Origin of the sequence: Aeromonas sp. R5-3, from assembly GCF_040908225.1 — a bacterium.
Lineage (GTDB): Bacteria > Pseudomonadota > Gammaproteobacteria > Enterobacterales > Aeromonadaceae > Aeromonas > Aeromonas dhakensis.
Genome location: NZ_JBFODH010000023.1, coordinates 49,462 through 67,891 on the forward strand (window position 1 = coordinate 49,462; position 18,430 = coordinate 67,891).

General features: G+C 63.9%; 18 protein-coding genes. 17 read left to right on the forward strand and 1 reads right to left on the reverse strand.

What is annotated here, in order from left to right; translation table 11 throughout:
* Positions 1–42: 42 nt before the first annotated feature.
* Positions 43–990: a 1-aminocyclopropane-1-carboxylate deaminase/D-cysteine desulfhydrase gene (locus AB5Y95_RS14860; protein ID WP_026141112.1), complete on the reverse strand. Its 948-nt coding sequence runs from the start codon at positions 988–990 to the stop codon at positions 43–45.
* Positions 991–1,059: 69 nt separating this feature from the next.
* Here AB5Y95_RS14860 and mshI point away from each other — a divergent pair, with 69 nt between their 5' ends.
* The 17 genes from mshI (at position 1,060) to AB5Y95_RS14945 (ending at position 18,257) form a co-directional block, all read left to right on the forward strand.
* A complete protein-coding gene (mshI, locus tag AB5Y95_RS14865; RefSeq protein WP_024942725.1) occupies positions 1,060–1,923 on the forward strand; it encodes an MSHA fimbrial biogenesis protein MshI in 864 nt (287 codons plus the stop codon).
* 97 nt (positions 1,924–2,020) lie between these two features.
* The gene (locus tag AB5Y95_RS14870) at positions 2,021–2,614 is read left to right on the forward strand and encodes a PilN domain-containing protein (RefSeq protein ID WP_017787328.1); all 594 of its coding nucleotides are present in this window, start codon (positions 2,021–2,023) and stop codon (positions 2,612–2,614) included.
* Entirely contained in the window at positions 2,614–3,261 is a 648-nt protein-coding gene (locus AB5Y95_RS14875) for an MSHA biogenesis protein MshJ (RefSeq protein ID WP_042005497.1), read from the forward strand. Before AB5Y95_RS14870 ends, AB5Y95_RS14875 begins: the two co-directional genes overlap by 1 nt.
* Entirely contained in the window at positions 3,254–3,580 is a 327-nt protein-coding gene (locus AB5Y95_RS14880; protein ID WP_139432786.1) for an MSHA biogenesis protein MshK, read from the forward strand. Before AB5Y95_RS14875 ends, AB5Y95_RS14880 begins: the two co-directional genes overlap by 8 nt.
* Before the next feature lie 70 nt (positions 3,581–3,650).
* On the forward strand, positions 3,651–5,381 hold the full coding sequence (mshL, locus tag AB5Y95_RS14885; protein ID WP_099360337.1) for a pilus (MSHA type) biogenesis protein MshL: 1,731 nt from the start codon (positions 3,651–3,653) through the stop codon (positions 5,379–5,381).
* 92 nt (positions 5,382–5,473) lie between these two features.
* Complete coding sequence (gene mshM / locus AB5Y95_RS14890; protein ID WP_219326114.1) at positions 5,474–6,364, forward strand: MSHA fimbrial biogenesis protein MshM; 891 nt, start codon at positions 5,474–5,476, stop codon at positions 6,362–6,364.
* Positions 6,361–7,470, forward strand: coding sequence for a tetratricopeptide repeat protein (locus AB5Y95_RS14895; RefSeq protein ID WP_362817215.1), 1,110 nt, complete (start codon positions 6,361–6,363; stop codon positions 7,468–7,470). Before mshM ends, AB5Y95_RS14895 begins: the two co-directional genes overlap by 4 nt.
* 32 nt (positions 7,471–7,502) lie before the next feature.
* Positions 7,503–9,212, forward strand: coding sequence for an MSHA fimbrial ATPase MshE (gene mshE / locus AB5Y95_RS14900; RefSeq protein ID WP_017764683.1), 1,710 nt, complete (start codon positions 7,503–7,505; stop codon positions 9,210–9,212).
* Positions 9,213–9,265: 53 nt separating this feature from the next.
* Complete coding sequence (gene mshG, locus AB5Y95_RS14905; protein WP_010635376.1) at positions 9,266–10,486, forward strand: MSHA fimbrial biogenesis protein MshG; 1,221 nt, start codon at positions 9,266–9,268, stop codon at positions 10,484–10,486.
* Between the two features lie 77 nt (positions 10,487–10,563).
* Entirely contained in the window at positions 10,564–11,025 is a 462-nt protein-coding gene (locus tag AB5Y95_RS14910) for a hypothetical protein (protein WP_267996361.1), read from the forward strand.
* A gap of 78 nt (positions 11,026–11,103) precedes the next feature.
* A complete protein-coding gene (mshB, locus tag AB5Y95_RS14915; protein WP_206219302.1) occupies positions 11,104–11,775 on the forward strand; it encodes a type II secretion system protein in 672 nt (223 codons plus the stop codon).
* A 14-nt stretch (positions 11,776–11,789) separates the two neighbouring features.
* Positions 11,790–12,221, forward strand: coding sequence for a prepilin-type N-terminal cleavage/methylation domain-containing protein (locus AB5Y95_RS14920; protein ID WP_054543918.1), 432 nt, complete (start codon positions 11,790–11,792; stop codon positions 12,219–12,221).
* Between the two features lie 66 nt (positions 12,222–12,287).
* The gene (locus AB5Y95_RS14925) at positions 12,288–12,779 is read left to right on the forward strand and encodes a type IV pilin protein (RefSeq protein ID WP_368161495.1); all 492 of its coding nucleotides are present in this window, start codon (positions 12,288–12,290) and stop codon (positions 12,777–12,779) included.
* Positions 12,766–13,326 (forward strand): prepilin-type N-terminal cleavage/methylation domain-containing protein, encoded by a 561-nt coding sequence (locus AB5Y95_RS14930; RefSeq protein WP_368161496.1) that lies wholly within the window; start codon positions 12,766–12,768, stop codon positions 13,324–13,326. Before AB5Y95_RS14925 ends, AB5Y95_RS14930 begins: the two co-directional genes overlap by 14 nt.
* On the forward strand, positions 13,326–14,156 hold the full coding sequence (locus AB5Y95_RS14935; protein WP_368161497.1) for a PilW family protein: 831 nt from the start codon (positions 13,326–13,328) through the stop codon (positions 14,154–14,156). The genes AB5Y95_RS14930 and AB5Y95_RS14935 overlap by 1 nt, the downstream gene beginning before the upstream one ends.
* The gene (locus tag AB5Y95_RS14940) at positions 14,146–14,616 is read left to right on the forward strand and encodes an MSHA biogenesis protein MshP (RefSeq protein WP_368161498.1); all 471 of its coding nucleotides are present in this window, start codon (positions 14,146–14,148) and stop codon (positions 14,614–14,616) included. The genes AB5Y95_RS14935 and AB5Y95_RS14940 overlap by 11 nt, the downstream gene beginning before the upstream one ends.
* The gene (locus AB5Y95_RS14945) at positions 14,616–18,257 is read left to right on the forward strand and encodes a DUF6701 domain-containing protein (RefSeq protein ID WP_368161499.1); all 3,642 of its coding nucleotides are present in this window, start codon (positions 14,616–14,618) and stop codon (positions 18,255–18,257) included. The genes AB5Y95_RS14940 and AB5Y95_RS14945 overlap by 1 nt, the downstream gene beginning before the upstream one ends.
* Positions 18,258–18,430: the final 173 nt, after the last annotated feature.

Below are 18,430 nucleotides of genomic sequence, written 5' to 3' on the forward strand. Positions count from 1 at the left end.
CAAGAGCGGTGGTTCAGCGCCTGTGCCGCGTCCGACCGTCCGTCACAGGCGCCCCTGCTCTCTCAGTCCCGCCAGCCCCTGCATGCCGCCGGTGTGGATGAAGACGATCTTGCTGCCGCGCGGGATGCGACCGGCCGCCAGTTCGCGAAACAGCCCCCACATCGCCTTGCCGCTGTAGATGGGCTCAAGTGGCAGACCGGTCTCGGCGCTGAAGGCCTGCACCCACTGCCAGAGCGCCGGAGTGAATTTGGCATAGCCGCCGTCGTGGTGATCCAGCGCGATCCGCCAGCCGGGCGTGTCGGCGGCGGCCGGGTGGAGGCGGCGCACCTCGTCGGCGATGAAGCTCCCCCCCTTGAGCACGGCGATGGCGAGGATCTGTTCCGGATCCCGCTTGCCGGCGATGAGCCCGGCCAGGGTGCCACCGCTGGCACAAGGCAATACCCAGAGATCCGGCGAGAAGGGCACCTCGTCGACCAGCTCGGCCACCCCGGGGATGGCCAGCGGGCTGCTGCCCCCCTCCGGCACTATCAGGGTCTCTTCATCCTGGAATTGGTCCAGCCAGGCGGGATCCTGCCGCCGCCGGTAGCTCTGGCGGTCGACAAAAATGAGATCCATGCCCCAGCCTTTCGCCGCGCTGAGGGTGGCGTTGCTGACGGCCTCCGGTTCCCCGCGTATGATGCCGGTAGTACGCAGGCCAGATTGGCACCCGGCCGCCGCCAGGGCATGGATATGATTGGAGTAGGCGCCGCCAAACGAGAGCAGATGGCGCTTGCCTTGCTCCTCGGCATACCGCAGGTGGTACTTGAGCTTGCGCCACTTGTTGCCCGAGATGGCGGGGTGGATCAGATCGTCCCGTTTGCACCAGAGCTGGACATCATGGGCGTTCAACAGCGGGTGCGAGACAGCGTGCAGCGGTGAGGGCAGCAGGGCCGGTTGCAACGGCAACGACAAGCCGGATTGGGGCTGGGGTGGCAATGAGTAATCCGTCATTTATCTGGAGGCTAATGCTCTGTTTATGCTAAGGTTTAATCCATTTTTGGCGGCCAGGTGCGGGTTTCAATGAAACAACTTTTCAGACGTTCGGCCCCGGGCGGACAGGTGGGACTCCTGCTGGCCGGCGATCGGATCATGCTGGCTTCGCTCGGCAACCCACCCATCTTCGCCACCCGCGCCATCAACGGCCCGCAAGAGTGGTCCCAGGCCATGGACGAGCTGTTCAGCCGCCACGGCCTCGCCAAGTCTAAGGTGCGAGTCGCCCTCGCGGCCAGCCTTTATCAACAGGTCCAGATCGACAAGCCGGCGGTGCCCGATGCCGAAATGGCCGGTGCCCTGCCCTGGGCGGTCAAGGATTACGTCAACGAGCCCGTGCTGCAGCTCGCCATGGATTATGTGGACCTGCCCACCCCGCCCGCTGGCCGGCCGCGCATCAACGTGATCTGCGTGCCCAAGGCCCGGGTGCAGCAGCTGGCGGATGCGGTCAATCAGGTGGCGACCCTGGAGGCCATCGTCAGCGATGAGCTGGCGATGACCGCCCTCTACGAGCCGGATCAGACGGTACGCATGCTGCTGTGGCAGCCGAAGGGGCAGGATCTGCAGTTGTTGGTGTTCCATCAGGGCGGGCTCTGCTTCTCCCGTCAGCTGCGTGGTTTCACGGCCCTCGCCGGCGAGCACGAGCCGGATGCCATGCTGCTCGATTCGCTGGCGCTGGAGATCCAGCGCTCCCTCGATTACCTGGCGGGCCAGCTCAAGCTGCCGGAGCTCGGCCAGATGCAGCTCGCCATCGCCTCGCCCTTCATCGGAACCCTGGTGCGCCACATGGAGCAGACCTTCGGCTTTGCCGTCTCCGCCATGGCCAACAAGGCGATCCTGTCTGGAGTCGAATATCTCTCGGCCTATGCTGCCGCCCTGGGAGGTGAGCAATGAGCGCGCTTGCCATGTCGGCTGCCATGGCCAACAAGGTGATCCTTGCCGGCGTGGAATATCTCTCGGCCTATGCAGCGGCTCTGGGGGAGGATGCCTGATGAAACGTCAGATCAACCTCTATGGCGCCGAGTTTCGGCCCAGACGGCAGTGGGCCAGCCTCAACCAGATGGCGCTGGTGTGGGGCGCTTGCGTGCTGGTGCTGCTGTGCGCCGCCGCCGTCATCGGCTGGCAGCAGCACGGGGTCGAGCGCGAGCTGGCCCAGCTGCGGGCTGAACTGGAGGTCAAACGCGGCGAGGCGCAGCGGCTGGATGCCGAGCTGGCCCGTCACCAGGCCGATGGCCTGCTGCAGCAACAGCTTGTCACCAAGCAGGAGGAGCTGACCGCCAAGCAGGGCCTGATCAGGCAGCTGGGCAGCCTGGCGCTGCAAAAATCCAGGGGCTATGCCGGGCTGATGGCCGATCTCTCGCGCATCCGGGATCCGCAGCTCTCCTTGCAGCGGATCGAGATCGCCGACGGGCGTGTCAACCTGTCCGGTTTTGCCGGCCGCAGCCAGGACGTGCCGGCCTGGGTCAACCGTTTCAAGCAGACCCCCAGTCTGGCTGGCAAGCAGTTTGGTGAATTGACCTTGAGCCGCGACAAGGAGGGCCGGCTGGCCTTCCAGCTCAGCGGCATCGAACGGGAGAAGCCCTGATGAGCCTGAAAGCGCAGTGGCAGGCTTGGGCAGACAAGCTGGCCGCCCTCAGCCAGCGTGAGCGGGTGCTGATCATGCTGACTGGTGTGGTGCTGGTCGGCTCTATCGCCACCTATGGCTGGCTGGATGCCGCCGTCGTGCGGCTGGAGCAGGATCGGCTGGCGCTGAGCTCTGCCCAGCGGGATCTGGAGATCATGGATCTCGAGAACCAGGGCAAGCAGGCCAGGCTGGCGCGGGATCCGGATCAAAACGTGCGCACCCAGCTGGCTGGCGTGGATGAGGAGATCGGCAAGCTGGATGCGGCGCTCAAGGCCCAGACGGTGGATCTGATCCAGGCCCACGAGATGCCGGAGGTGCTGGAGGCGCTGCTGTCGCGCTCCGCCAATCTGCACATGGTGGCGCTCACCTCGCTGGCGCCCGAGCCGCTGATGGCGGGTGAGCAGCGCATCAACCTGTTCAAGCACGGCATCCGCCTCAAGCTGGAGGGCGGCTATTTCGACGTCTACCAGTACCTCAAGGCGCTGGAGGCGCTGCCGCGCCACTTCTACTGGAAGCAGTTTGACTATCAGGTGCAGGAGCACCCCAAGGCCGTGGTGGAGATGGAGATCTACACCCTCAGCACCAGCAAGGAGTTCATTCGTGGCTAGATGGTTTCCCCTGTGGGCGTGTCTGTTCACCCTGCAGGCCCAGGCACAGACCGAAGTGTTGCAGGATCCCACCGCTCCCTTGAGCGGCGTCACCAGTGGCGCCAGTGCGACCGGTTCCCGCGAGGCCGGTCTACCCAGGCTGCAGAGCATCATGCTGGGCAACGGCCCGGCACTGGCGGTGCTCAACGGCAACAGTTATCGGGTCGGTCAGCAGGTCGAGGGCTATCGCGTGGTGGCCATCAGTGCAGATGCCGTGGTGCTGGAGAAGGGGGGCAAGCGCCAGTCGCTGACCCTGTTTGCCAGCAAGATCCGCATCTGAACGCGCTCCGTCCGGGATGGGCGGAGCCAGGTTTGTCGAGTTTAATTGCAAGTCAGGGCGCACTAATTACATGAAAAAACATCATCTCTGCCTGATTTCCGTGGCCGTGCTGACGGCAGGCTGTACCAGCTACCGCCACCCAGAACCCGTGCAGGCCAAGGACGCGCTTCGGCACGCCATGACCGAGCAGAGCAAGGCCGGTGCATTGACCAGCGTACCCAAGTCGGTACAGAGCGAACTGCTGCAACTGAACCGCCCGCCCCAGGCCATCAGCATGCCGGAGCCCAGGCTGCGCATCGCCGCGCACGACGTGGATGCGGTGGAATTTTTCGGCTCTCTGTTCAAGGGCTCCCGCTACAGCGTGGCGGTGCACCCCGGGGTGGCCGGCCAGATCTCGGTCGAGCTCAAGGACGTGACCCTGACCGAGGTGCTGGCGGTGGTGGGGGACATGTACGGCTTCGACGTGCAGCGCAAGGGCAACGTGTTTCACGTCTACCCGGCCGGGTTGCGTACCGAGACCATTCCGGTCAACTACCTGATGATGTCCCGGCGCGGCCTCTCCCGCACCTCGGTCAGCACCGGCGGGGTGGCCTCTAACGACAGCAACAGCAGCAATAACAACAACTTCGATAACGCCAACGGCAGTACCAACAACAACACCAGCAACCGCTCCTCCAATGGCGGCTCGGGCAGTGACGGCAACGGCACCCGCATCGAGACCGACACCAACAGCGACTACTGGACCGATCTGCGCGATACCCTGCAGACCCTGATCGGCAGCGGTGACGGTCGCGCCGTCATCACCAGCCCGCAGGCGGGTCTGGTCACCGTCCGGGCCTATCCGAAGGAGCTCAAGGCGGTGCGCGAGTTCCTCAACCAGTCTGAGAGTCATCTCAAGCGCCAGGTGGTGCTGGAGGCGCGGATCCTGGAGGTGGCCCTCAGCGAAGGCTACGAGCAGGGGGTGGACTGGAGCGGATTGACGGCCAGCTGGGATGGCAACAAGGGTATTCCGACGGTGGCTCAGCCCATCCTGACTGCTCCGGGCAGCGACCCTGCGTACAAGCTGTTGAACGGTGCCGGTTCGCTGGGAACCAGCCTGGTGGGCGCAACAAACCCGATTTTCAAGGCAATTGGTGGCGGTGCCGGTTTTACCATCACGGATGGCAACTTCAACGTGGCGGTCAACCTGCTCAAGACCCAGGGGGATGTGAATACCCTCTCCAGCCCGCGGGTGACGGCGACCAACAACCAGAAGGCGGTGATCAAGGTGGGGACCGACGAGTATTTCGTCACCAACGCCTCCACCACGACCACCACCTCAGGGACATCGGCACCGATAGTCACGCCCAATGTAGAGCTGACCCCCTTCTTCTCCGGCATCGCGCTGGATGTGACGCCGCAGATCGACGAAGAGGGCAAGGTGCTGCTGCATATCCACCCCTCCGTCATCGACACCGAAGAGCAGAAGAAAACCATCGATGTCGGCACGGCGGATCCCTTGGTCCTGCCGCTGGCCAGGAGCTCGATCCGCGAGTCCGATACCGTGGTGCAGGCCAACAACGGCGACATCATCGTCATCGGTGGCCTGATGAAGACCGACAAGCAGGAGATCGTCAGCAAGGTGCCGCTGCTGGGGGACATTCCCTGGGTCGGCGAGGCCTTCACCAATCGGCGCGAAAGCACCAAGAAGGTGGAGCTGGTGATCCTGCTCAAACCGACCGTGGTGGAGAAGGACACCTGGCAGAACGAACTGCAGCGCTCCTCCGAACTACTCGACAAATGGTATCCCCCCAAGGGGTGATGGCATGAACGCGTATCAGGCTCTGTCCCCTGGTCTGGTGCTGACGGGTGGTCTGTTGCAGACCGCCCGGCCTTGGCGTGGGAGCTGACGACATGTACCTGAACCACTTCGGGCTGCAGGAGGCCCCCTTCGGCCTCACCCCCAACACTGGTTTCTATTACGGGCTGCCTCCGCACGAGGAGGCGCTGCAGGTGCTCAACTGGGCGCTGGCACAGGGGGAGGGCTTCATCAAGGTGACCGGAGAGGTTGGCACCGGCAAGACCCTGCTCTGCCGCAAGCTGCTGAGCGAACTGGGCTCGGAGGAGCGGCCGGTGCGTCTGGCCTGGCTGCCCAATCCCCATCTCAGCCCGGCCGAGCTGCGCATCGCCCTGGCGCTGGAGCTGGGGTTGCCGGTGCGGGATCAGAGCGAGCTGGATCTGACCGACCGCATCCACCGCCACCTCATTAGCCTGCATCGGCAGGGGAGCCGGGTGGTGGTGCTGATCGACGAGGCGCAGGCGCTGCCGGACGAGACGCTGGAGGCGATCCGGCTGTTCGGCAACCTGGAGACCGAGTCGAGCAAGCTGCTGCAGATAGTGCTGTTTGGCCAGCCCGAGCTGGATAGCCGGCTGGCCAAGCCCCATCTGCGCCAGCTGCGCCAGCGGATCGGCTTCTCCTACTGCCTGCGGCCGCTGCGGTTCGACGAAACCCGCGCCTATCTGGAGCACAGATTGCACATCTCCGGTTATCGCGGGGCCCCGCTGTTTGGCGGGGCGGCCCTGCGCCAGCTGTGGCGCGCCTCGCGCGGCATCCCGCGGCTCATCAATATCCTGGCGCAGAAATGTCTGATGCTGGCCTACGGCCAGGGAGCGCGCCAGATCGACGGCCGGCTGGTGCGACTGGCCGTGCGCGACACCGATGACGCTCGCCGCTTCGTGTCGCGGCGCTGGTGGCCGCTGCTGCTGTTGCTGGGCTGTGCCCTCGCCTATGGAGTCTGGCAATGAGCGTGATCAATCAGATGCTAAAGGATCTGGAACAGCGTCAGCAGGGGGGCGAGGGGGCCGTCTATGTGCCGCCCGTCCGCCAGCAGGGCTGGTGGATGTTGCTGCTGACCCTGATCTGCGGGCTGGCCCTCGGCATTCTGGGCTGGCGTACCTGGATCTACTGGCAGCAGAGCCAGCGGGTCGCCGAAACCCACCAGTTGCAGACGACCGGCGAGCCCAAACCGGACGCCGTTGCCCGCGCCGTTCTCGCACCTGTGCCGGCCAGTGCAGAACAGGAGCCGGTGGATCAGGTGGTGACGCTGCCGACCCCGCGCCAGCTTGCCCCATCGCCGGCCGCCGAGCCGCAACAGGCGCCGGCTGCGCAGGAAGAAGCTGTCGCCGACGAGGCAGACGTAGCGGCCATCGACGAGGAGGGGCCAAGCGATGAGGAGCTGCAACCCGACCTTTATGCCGAACTGGCGGCGGAGCAAGAGGCCCCCGCGGCCGCGCCGCGCAAGCCCGGCGTGCTCAAGATAGAGACGGTCAACCTCTCCGAGGCCGAACTGGCCACCCTGGCCGAGCGCAAGGCCACCACCGCCATGGCCAAGGGCCAGCTGCGCGATGCCCAGGACAACTACTATCAGGTGCTGGCCCACGACCCGCACAATCAGGGGGCGCGCGAACAGCTGGCGGGTCTGCTCTACGGCGAGGGGCGGCTGAGCGAGGCGAGCCAGCTGCTGGAGGAGGGGCTCAGGCTCGATCCGGGGCAGGCGGATTTTCGGCTGTTGCTGGCGCGGCTCGCCATCAGTGGCGGTGATCAGCGCAAGGCGCTGGATTGGCTGACCGGCTACCGACCGGATCTCGCCAGCAATCTGGACTATTACGCCACCTGGGCCGGGCTCAGCCAGGAGCTGGGCCAGCACACCGAGGCGGCGGATCTCTATGTGAAATTGTTGCGCCAGCAGCCGGATCAAGGCCGCTGGTGGCTCGGGCTCGGCGTGGCCGAGGATGGGCAGGGCCACAGCCAGCGGGCGCTGGACGCTTATCGCAATGCCCAGTTGCACGGCAACCTGGGCGAGGCCTCGACCAGCTGGCTTGAACAGCGTATTGCCCAGCTCGCCCCCTGACGGGCGGCCGGGATCACTTTTTTGGAGTTTGCATGGCACAACCCAGACTGAAAATGCGCCTCGGCGACCTGCTGGTACAAGAGCAGATCATCTCGGATGATCAGCTGCAGCTTGCCCTGCAGCAGCAGCGTCAGACCGGCCGCAAGCTGGGCACCACCCTGATCGATCTCGGCTTCATCAGCGAGGTGCAGCTGCTGCAGTTCCTCGCCCGCCAGCTGGACGTGCCCTTCTTCGATCTCAACAACCTCACCATAGATGCGTCGGCGGTGCCGCTGCTGCCGGAAGTGCAGGCGCGCCGCTACCGGGCGCTGGCGGTCAACCTCACCGACAACAGGGTGACGGTGGCCATGTCGGATCCGGCGGACCTGAGCGCCCTTGACGCCATCGCCGCCCTGCTCAGTCCCCGCGAGATGGTGCTGGCGGTGGCCCGGGAAGGGCAGCTGCTGGAGTATTTCGACCGCCTCTATCGCCGCACCCGCGAAATAGAGAGCTTCGCCGAGCAGCTGCACGAGGAGTATCAGGACGCCGGCTTCGAGCTCGGCTCCAGCAACCTGGGGGCCGGTGACGAGGGGGAGGCGACGGTGGCCAAGCTGCTGCGCTCCCTGTTCGAGGATGCGGTGCAGGTGGGGGCCTCCGACATTCACATCGAGCCGGACGAGAAGGTGCTGCGCATTCGCCAGCGTATCGACGGCATCCTGCACGAGAACATATTGAGCGAGGTGCGCATCGCCCAGGCGCTGGTGCTGCGCCTCAAGCTGGTGGCCGGCCTCGACATCTCCGAGAAGCGGTTGCCGCAGGATGGCCGCTTCAACATGAAGGTGCGCGGTCGCGACGTGGATGTGCGGATGTCGACCATGCCGGTGCAGTACGGCGAATCCGTGGTGATGCGGCTGCTGGATCAATCCTCCGGCATCCTGTCGTTGACCGAGACCGGTATGCCGCCGGAGATCCTGACCCGCTTCAGGCGCCAGCTCAAGCGACCCCACGGCATGATCCTGGTGACGGGCCCCACCGGCAGTGGCAAGACTACCACCCTCTATGGCGCCCTCTCCGAGCTCAACCAGGCCAGCCAGAAGATCATCACGGTGGAAGATCCGGTGGAATACCGGCTGCCCAGGGTCAATCAGGTGCAGGTCAATCCCAAGATCGGACTTACCTTCTCCCACGTGCTGCGCTCCACTTTGCGTCAGGACCCCGACATCCTGCTGGTGGGCGAGATGCGGGACAACGAGACGGTGGAGATCGGCCTGCGCGGCGCCATCACCGGCCACCTGGTGCTGACCACGCTGCACACCAACGACGCAGTTACCAGCGCCCTGCGCCTCATCGACATGGGGGCCCCCGGCTATCTGGTGGCGAGCGCGCTGCGGGCCGTGGTGGCCCAGCGACTGGTGCGGCGGGTGTGCGAGCACTGCGTCGAGGAGAAGGCGCCGGACGAGGGCCAGGCCACCTGGCTGACCGTGCTCTCCGGCGAAGCGCCGGGCCAGCACGTCTACCACAAGGGACGCGGCTGCCAGAGCTGCAACTTCACCGGCTACGCCGGCCGGATCGGGGTGTACGAGCTGCTGGAGCTGGATCAGCCCATGATGGATGCCCTGCGCCGCAACGACGCCGAGGGCTTCGCCAGGGCGGCGCGGGAGCACGAGCACTACCGCCCCCTGGCCCTGACGGCGCTCGATTATGCCCGCCAGGGGATCACCTCGGTGGACGAGGTGCTGAGACTGGCCGAGGATCTGGGGTAAGTGATGACCAACTTCATCGGCAGTGAACGGGGCCGGCTGGCGCGAGGCACACCATGAGCAGCTTTGCCTACAAGGGGCGCGACAGCCAGGGCAATGCCGTCAGCGGCGTGGTGGACGCGGCCAACGAGATGGCCGCGGCCGAGCAGCTGATGCGTCGCGGCGTGATGCCGACCGAGTTGAAACCCGGCAAGGCGAAGGCGGCCGCCCTCGACTGGTCCCTGTTGCTGGAGCGGGGCGTGCGGCTGGACGAGCTGGTGGTGTTCAGCCGCCAGATGTATGCCCTGACCCGGGCCGGCATCCCCATCCTGCGCGCCATCGCCGGGCTGGAGGAGAGCGCCCACAGCAAGCCGCTCAAGCGGGCGCTGCACGCGCTGGGGGAGGATCTGGGCAACGGCCGGCCGCTGTCGAGTTCGATGCAGGCTCACCCCAGGGTGTTCAGCAGCCTGTTCGTGGCCATCATCCACGTGGGGGAGAACACGGGTCAGCTGGAAGAGGCGTTCTTGCAGCTTGCCAACTATTTCGAGCTGGAGCTGGAAACCCGCAAGCGGATCAAGACCGCCATGCGCTACCCCAGCTTCGTGCTGATTGCCATCGGCATCGCCATGGTGATCCTCAACATCATGGTGATCCCGGTCTTCGCCGGCATGTTCGCCAAATTTGGCGTCGAGCTGCCGCTGGCGACCCGGATCCTGCTCGCCACCTCCCACTTCTTCGTGCACTACTGGTGGGTGATGCTCGGCGTACTGCTGGCCATGGTGTTTGGCTGGCGGCACTGGGTCAGCACGGTCAAGGGCAAGCTGACCTGGCACAGATGGCAGCTCAAGTTGCCGATCGTCGGCACCATCATAGAGCGCTCCCTGCTGGCCCGCTTCGCCCGCAGCTTCTCCATGATGCTCAAGGCCGGGGTGCCGCTCAACACGGCACTGAGCCTGGTGGCCGACGCGGTGGACAACGCGCACATGGCGGGGCGGATCCGCGACATGCGGGCCGGCATCGAGCGGGGCGAGAGCCTGCTGCGCACCGCCGGGGCCAGCGGCCTGTTCACCCCGCTGGTGATGCAGATGATCGCGGTGGGGGAAGAGACCGGTCAGGTCGATGATCTGCTGCACGAGGCGGCCGAGTATTACGAGCGGGAGGTGGACTATGACCTCAAGAGCCTCACCGCCCGGATCGAGCCGATCCTGATCGGGATCGTGGCGGTCATGGTATTGATCCTGGCACTGGGTATCTTTACGCCTATGTGGGACATGATGCGGGCCGTACGCGGCAAGTAAGGCGATATCTTTACCGTCACTGAGGCGGGATATGATGCGGGCGGTGTGGATAAGCGGCAGAGTGTGGAGCGAGACGGGTGAGTCGACAGTCACAACAGGATGAGCACTGGCTGGGAGGCTATCGGCGGCTGGCCGCGGTGATCCTGTTGCTGATCATAGTGGCGACCCTGGCCCGGAGCTATCTTGTCCACCGGGAGGAGGCGCTGGCCGTCAGCCTGACCCTGCTGGGGGAGCAATTTGCCGAGCGTGCACAAAGGTTGCACGGACTCTGGCTGGAGCAGCGACGTCCGGCCCTGTTGCACGTCGACGGGGTCGCCTGGCAGTTTGATGCGCGGGGTTGGCCGCTGGGTAGCGGTGACCCGCTGACGCCCTCCGGGCATTGCCGCTGGCTGTGGGATCGGCTCATCGGCGTAACGGCCTCGACCCAGCCGCCGGTGCAGGCCCTGGCGAGCCAGGATGGCACCGGATGTGAGTTCGGCTTGGAACCTAATTGGCTGATTTATCACTTTTCTGACGGCAGAGTGCTGGAAAAGCCCTGAATGAGGCTTTTTTTTGCGAGCCAGCTAAATGATTTTTTTGTATCTACATGAAATAATGTGGGTTATTACGGAGGGTTCATGACAACAACGCGACTGGTTCCAAAATATGCCGGTGTGGCGAGCCCCCATCGGGCAGCGGGTTTCTCGTTGATCGAACTGGTGATCGTCATCGTCATCCTGGGGATCCTGGCGGTGACGGCCTTGCCCCGTTTTCTCGATGTGACCGACGAGGCCAAGAAGGCCAGCGTGGAGGGGGTCTCCGGCGGGTTTGCTACTGGCGTATCGCTGGTGCGGGCCCAGTGGGAGGCCGAAGGGCGCGCCAAGCAGGACAGCCTCAATACCGTGCTCTATGACGGCTCCCGCTTCTACCTGACCACGCCGACCGATACCCAGCTCAGCAATGGCGAACTGTCGCCCGGCTACCCCATGGATACCTCGGCGGGCGGTGGCATCGACGTGGATCCGGCCAACCTGACGGCCCCGCGCTGTCTCAAGATTTGGGAGGGTCTGCTGCAGAATCCGCCCAAGGCTACCACCAGCTTCAGCGAGGTGCGTGGTAGTGGTAATGACCTGAAATACTATGTCAGTGTGACCAATAACGGCCTGGACTCGGTCTGCCGCTACTATCTGGTCAATAGTTTGAGTAAGGGTAGTGATGGCAAGTATCAGGATCCGCAAGGCAGTACTGATGCATTCATGAGTTTCAGTTACCGTCCGGCTTCCGGTCAGGTGACCACCAACATTAATTGACAGAGGAAAACAAGATGAAAAAACAGGCGGGTTTTACCCTGATCGAACTGGTCATCGTGATCATCATTCTGGGTATCCTGGCAGTGACCGCTGCGCCCAAGTTCCTGAATCTGCAGGATGATGCCAAGAAGTCCGCCGCTCAGGGCGTGCAGGCTGCTGTCAGCAGCTCAGCTCAGCTGGTTTACAGCAAGTCTGCATTGGTCGGTGTTGAGCGTGATGCCAACGGCGCTGTAAGCAGCAGCGACGGTACCAGCATTGATGTTGTGTATGGTTATCCGGCTGCGACCAGCACTGGCATCCAGCGTGCCGTCACCATCGACGGTTCCTGGGCTGGTGCTGCGTCTGGTGCAAACTTCGTATTTGCTACCAGCGGATCCAAGTGCACCGTGACTTATGCTCCCGCTACCAGCACAGCTGGTGCCACCACCACTCTGGGTGGATGCTGATTCAGCGTTAGTGTCAAGGAGGCGAGGCTTATGCCTCGCCTCCTTGTTTATGAACAGGGGGTGAGAATGCAACGAGGCTTTACCCTGATTGAACTGGTGATTGTAGTCCTGTTGCTAGGGATTCTGGCCGCCTTTGCCGTGCCCAAATGGCTGGGCAAAGGCGGCGTTGAAACCCAAACCCTGCGTGATGAGCTGTTGACCCGGCTGCGACTGGTGCAGACCATCAACATGCATGAACCCGCCGACCGCTGTACCCAGCTGGTGGTGGAGACTTCCCGTTTTGCCCATATCACGCTGGCGGCGACCGGTGCGGCGTGTCCAGCCCCCGGCCTCATGGCCGGCTGGAGCGACAATCAACGCACTCGTGGCCGCCTTGTCACTCCTTCCGCCGGTATGAGCATCTCCCTCAATAACGCCAGCAGTTTCGTGATCCGTTTTGATCAGATGGGCAGGCCACTCGGCAGCTGTGCCACGGGTTGTACCCTGCTGGTGAGCTATGGCCAGGAGACGGGTGGCATCAAGATAGAGTCGGAGGGCTTCATTCATGAGAGCCCCTGATCGCGGTTTTACCCTGATTGAGCTCATCGTTGGCATAGTGCTGCTGGCGGTGGCCTTGACCGGCATCCTGGGTCTGCTCGTCAACCAGGCCCCCAGCGCGGTGGATCCGGTGCAGCAGGTGCGGGCGGCTCAGCTGGCCCAGCGGCTGGCCGGCGAGATCCAGCAAAAGTCGTTCGACGAGCAATCGGATCACAACGGCGGTCGTTATCGCTGTGGTGAAGTGGTGACTGGTGTCACCATCCCGGCCTGCTCGACCCGCTACGGTCCGGACGGCGAACCCACCCCCTATGCGTTCAACGACGTGGACGATTTCGATACCGCCGGCAACTGGCAGGATGCCAGCTTCTACACCCAGAGCGGCGGCATCATCGCCAGCGACGAGTATCGCAACTATCAGGTCAGGATTGCGGTGAGTCCGGTCGACTTCAGCGATGGCACCTTCAAGAGCTGTGCGTCCCCCTGTTCGGTGGGCAAACGCATCGATCTGCAGATCAAGCTGCCGGATGAGAGCGTGCTCGACTTCTCCTTCTATCGGGGCAACTACTGATGCGGACGGCGGGCGGTTTTACCCTGATCGAGCTGGTGATGGTGATCCTGCTGCTGGGGATCATGGCCACCTTCGCCAGCCAGTTCATCGGCATCGGCAGCCAGATCTACGGGGATGCCAGCAGCCGCGAGCAGCTGATGAGTGATGCCCGCTTCGCCATGGAGCGGCTCAACCGCGAGGTACGCAATGCGTTGCCGGGTTCCGAGCGCATCGAGACCCTGGACGGCAGCTGGAGCGACAGCGGTCCCTGCCTGCGCTTCTGGCCCATCAGCACCTCCAGCCGTTACATCGCTCTCAACCGGAATGTGTCCGGTAGCACAACCACCCTTGAATTGGTGATGGCCACCCCTGCCTCGGCCGTCGATCCCTTAAGCCCGGATGCCAGTGCAGTCGCGGTGGGGGATCTGCTGGCCGTCTTCCCGCTGCCCGATGCCAACCGGCCTTCGCTCAGCAATGGTTGCGAGTACGGGCGCTGCGTCGCCAGGGTCACCGAAGTGCTGGCGCCGGTCTCGGGGGCACAGACCCTGCGCTACGCCGCGGCCGAGAGTCTGGCCGGCCTCTCCCCTGGTAGCCGGGTCTATTTTGCCCGCGAACAGGTACGCTATTGTGTGCAGGCGGGGTCCATGTACCGCGCCAGCATGGCGCTGAATGGTACAAGCGCGGCCATGCCGCTGGGGATCCTGATGGCCGACTCCCTGCGGGCCGGCTCTTTCTATCGGGAGGCCACGGCCTTCAACAGCGAAGGGGAGTTCGGCGTGCGGTTGGTGTTCGAGCGCAAGGGGGAAGCGGTCACCTTCAACCACAAGCTGGGGGTGTTCAATGTTCCCTGAGCGGCGCCAGAGCAAGAAGATGGGGGGCAGTGCCCTGCTGATCGCCCTGTTCGTGATCGTGGTGATGGCCATGCTGGCGGCGGTCATGGGGCGTTTTCTGCTCGACAGCAGCGAGAAGAACACGGTGGAGGTGCGCAGCGTGCGCGCCCTGCTGGCGGCCCATAGCGGGTTGGAGGTGGCGCTCTATCGACTGTTCCCCAACCGGACGGCGGCCCAGCCCCAGCCACCGGCACAGTGCGAGCCCAGCAGGACGATCAGTTTCGCCGGCAACCCCGGGCTGGTGGATTGTGAGGCGGTGGTGCAGTGCCGCACCCTGGCGACCAGCTACAACAACGTGACGAGCACCGGCTATCGGCTCGAGAGTGTCGGCACCTGCGGTTTGCGCAATGACCTGACCAGTGCCAGTCCAGACTTCAGGGTGAGCCGCACCCTGATGGTCGAAGCGTATGACGGAGGCTGATGATGAAATGGTTGTGGGCGCTGGCCCTCTTCACTAGCCAGGTCTGGGCCTTCGATCCCATCGATACCGGCACCTTCTTTCCGGCCGTGGTGCAGGGTCATCATGACGACAACAACGATGTTTGCCACCAGATCAGCGGCTATCAGCTGAGCCAGCTCAACAACGCCAAGATCAACGGTACCGGCGGGTTGCCGCTCAACTTCTGCTCCATCCGGCCGGATCAGAACAATACTCCCCGTTGCGATAACGGAGCGGGTGGCTACAAGGTCTGCGCCGTCACCGGCAGCGATATCCGCGGCCTTGCGCTGACAGGCAACAACAAGTTCCCGACCATAGCTGCCAGCAATGACCTGACTTGCTCATCAGGCGCTCAAACTGCCTCCAACGCTGCCTATCGCACCATGAAAGTGGACGGCTGCACCATGACCTTCCCCAGTCGCAGCTCGTATCAGATCAAGACCCTGACTCTGCTTAACAAGGCGACTCTGATACTGGGGGACGGTGACTATTTCATCGACAAGTTGAATATCGACAACGTGACCATTCGCCTCTCCGGTAGCGGCACAACCCGGATCTTTGTCAATCAGGATGTCACTCTGCTCAATACGGTCAGCGTCAACAGCAATGGTCAGGGGAGCCTTGTCTGGGTTAACTACGGCAACATGGTGCTCGATAACGCCACCACATTTTATGGCTATCTCTACACCGACGGCCGCTTGACCATGAACAACAATGCCACCGTCTATGGCAGGGTGACGGCCGGTTACCTGAGCATGGATGCCCAGTCCAGCATCAACGACTACTCGGTGCCGCCGCCGTTGACCTGCTTTACCGACGGTTTCGACAGCGGCCAGATCAACCCAGACAGCTGGGTGGTGGCCCAGCGCAACAACAGTACCCTGCCATCGGTACAGAATGGCCGTCTGCGGCTCACCCAGAACGTCACCGATCAGGCCACCTCGGCGACCTTCCAGCGCCTCTTTCCGGGGGCCGGCAACCTGGTGACGATCGAATTCGATCAATACGCCTACAAGACCTCTGGCACGAGCGGGGCCGACGGTATGGCGGTGGTGCTCTCCGATTCGACCCTGACGCCGCAGCCGGGGGCCTTCGGCGGCCCGCTGGGCTATGGCTACAAGACCGGGATCAGCGGCTTTGCCGGCGGCTGGCTCGGGGTCGGGCTCGATGAATACGGCAACTATGCCAACGAGGGGGGAAGTGCCAACCTGGGGTCGCGGCCGCAGGCGGTCTCCATCCGCGGCTCTGGGTCGGGCACCTCAGGCTACAACTATCTCGCCGGTACCGGCAGCTACCTGAGCCCGACCGTCGACAGCGGCACCAACGGCAACCGGCCCCATCGCTATCGCATCACGGTCGACTCCCGGGTGGCCGGCAGCTCGCTGGCCACGGTGGAGCGGGATACCGGGGCTGGCTACAGCTCCCTGATCGGCCCCCTCAACATGGCGAGCCAGGCCGGTCAGGCGGCGGTGCCGGCCAATTTCCTGCTGTCGCTGACCGGCTCCACCGGCTCGGTGACCAACTACCACGAGATTGACAACGTGCGGATCTGCGCCCTGCGATCCAGCCCGGTGGGTACCCAGATCGATCACTTCGAGTTCGATCACAGCGGCAATGCGCTGACCTGCAACCCGGAGACCCTCACCATCCGGGCCTGTGCCAACCCGGATTGCAGCGTGCTGATCACCGATCCGGTCAGCGCGACCCTGCTCCCCACCACGACGACCAGCGGCGGCTGGGTCGGGGGCAACGTAGTCAACTTCAGCGGCGGCAGCACAACGTTGCAGCTCAGAAACACGACGGCAGGCGCGGTCACCGTGGGGGTCAGCGGTTCGACACCCTCGACCAAACCGCTCAGCACCACCCTCTGCCGCTCTGGTGGCGGGGCGCTGAGCAGCGCCGCCTGTACCCTCACCTTTGCCGACAGCGGCTTCATCTTCGATGTGCCCGACACCTACTCGAACCAGCCGCAGACGGTGGCCATCAAGGCGGTCAAGAAGAGCGACGTGACCAAGCAGTGTGTGCCCGGGTTTGCCAACCAGAGCAAGAGCATCAAGTTCTGGAGCAGCTATGTCTCGCCCGCCAGCAACATCTACAACAACAGAATGAGCGTCAACAACAGCGTGATCGGCACCAGCCAGGGCAATGCCACTGCGCTCTCCCTCAGTTTCGATGCCCAGGGGCAGTCGAGCATGACGGTCACCTATCCGGATGCCGGCAAGGTTCAGCTGGATGCCCGCTACGACGGCACCGGCAGTGAAGCTGGCCTGGTGATGCTGGGCTCGGATGCATTTGTGGCGCGGCCGGTGGGGCTCTGCATCACGACCGCAGCGGCAGCATGTACGGGCAACTATGCCAGCTGCCCGATCTTCAAGAAGGCGGGGGAATCATTTCAGGTCGACATCAAGGCGGTGGCCTGGGAGTCAGCCAACGACGGCGACATCTGCACCGGCAATCTCGCGACCCCCAATTTCTCGCTCAGCGGCATCGTCCTGAGCAATACCCTGGTGGCGCCGACGCCGGGCAAAACCGCCAGCCTGGGTAAAACCAGTTATGACCATGGCGCTGCGGCCAACGGGACGACCAGCATGGAACAGAGCGTCAGCGAGGTGGGGGTGTTCAGGCTGACGGCGACCCCGCCGACCAATGGCTACTTCAATACCACAGTCCCGCCGAGCCAGAGCCAGCCGGTGGGCCGCTTCATCCCGGCCGACTTCGAGCTGGTGAGCGGCGACATAGTACCGGCCTGCGATCCCTTCACATATATGGGGCAGCCCTTCGGGGTTGCGCTGGATGTGCGCGCCCGCAACCTGGCCGGTGCCCTGACGGCGAATTACACGGGGGATTTCGCCAAGGGCAGTGCGTTTATCACCGTGGCCAACGACAAGGATGGCAAGACCTTGTCGAGCCGCCTGCGCAGCCTGCAGCCGCTGCCGTGGCTCGATGGACGAGCCGCCTTTACTGGCAGCAGCGAGTTTGTTCGCGTGTCTGACGTCCAGCCGGATGGCCCCTACAAGTCGCTGCTGTTTGGCCTCTACATGCGAGATAACGATGGCGACAGAAGCCTGATCGCCATGCCCAATTTCAACGACGGGGTGGTGGGTGACTGCGGTGGCGGCAGTTGCAACGCCCGCCTGATCGACTCACTGCCGATGCAGGTCTATTTCGGCCGGCTGCTGGCGAAGACCGAGACCGGGGTGGCGTCGGCCGCCTTGGCCGTGGCGCAGCAGATGCAGTATTACGAAGCCGGTGGCTGGCAGCAAAACAGGCTGGATCAATGCTCCCTGTTGTCGCTTGCCAATCAGGGCTTCAGCTTCTCGGGCGCAGGCCAGAGCCTCGATACTGCCAGCAGCGAGCTCAACATCGGGGGCAATCGCAAGATAAAGCTGGGGCTGGGCAGCTCGCCACCGGGCGGCATGGCGGCGGTGGCCAAAGATGGCGAAATCCTGCTGCAGTTTGGCAAACCCGAGATGGCGGTGCGCATTCCCTACCGGGTGGAGCTAGCGAAACAGCCGACACAACCACTCTGGCTGTCGGATCCCCAGACCCTGCAGGGGGAGGCGATTTTCGGCTCAAGTCGCGGTAATGACAGAATTATTTATCGGCGCGAAGTGATGCATTGAGCGGGGCTGCGGGGGCGCTGGCTGGCCGCCGACCCCCTATCCCCTTGTTTATTAGCGTTTGCCGGCTTGGGCGGGTGAGTGATGACTCGCATTTTTGTCGCGCCCGATGGGCTGGCGACAGTTTGAGCGCTTGCCGATTGGGGTGGGCATTGGTAAAGTTAGCCGGTTTTCTG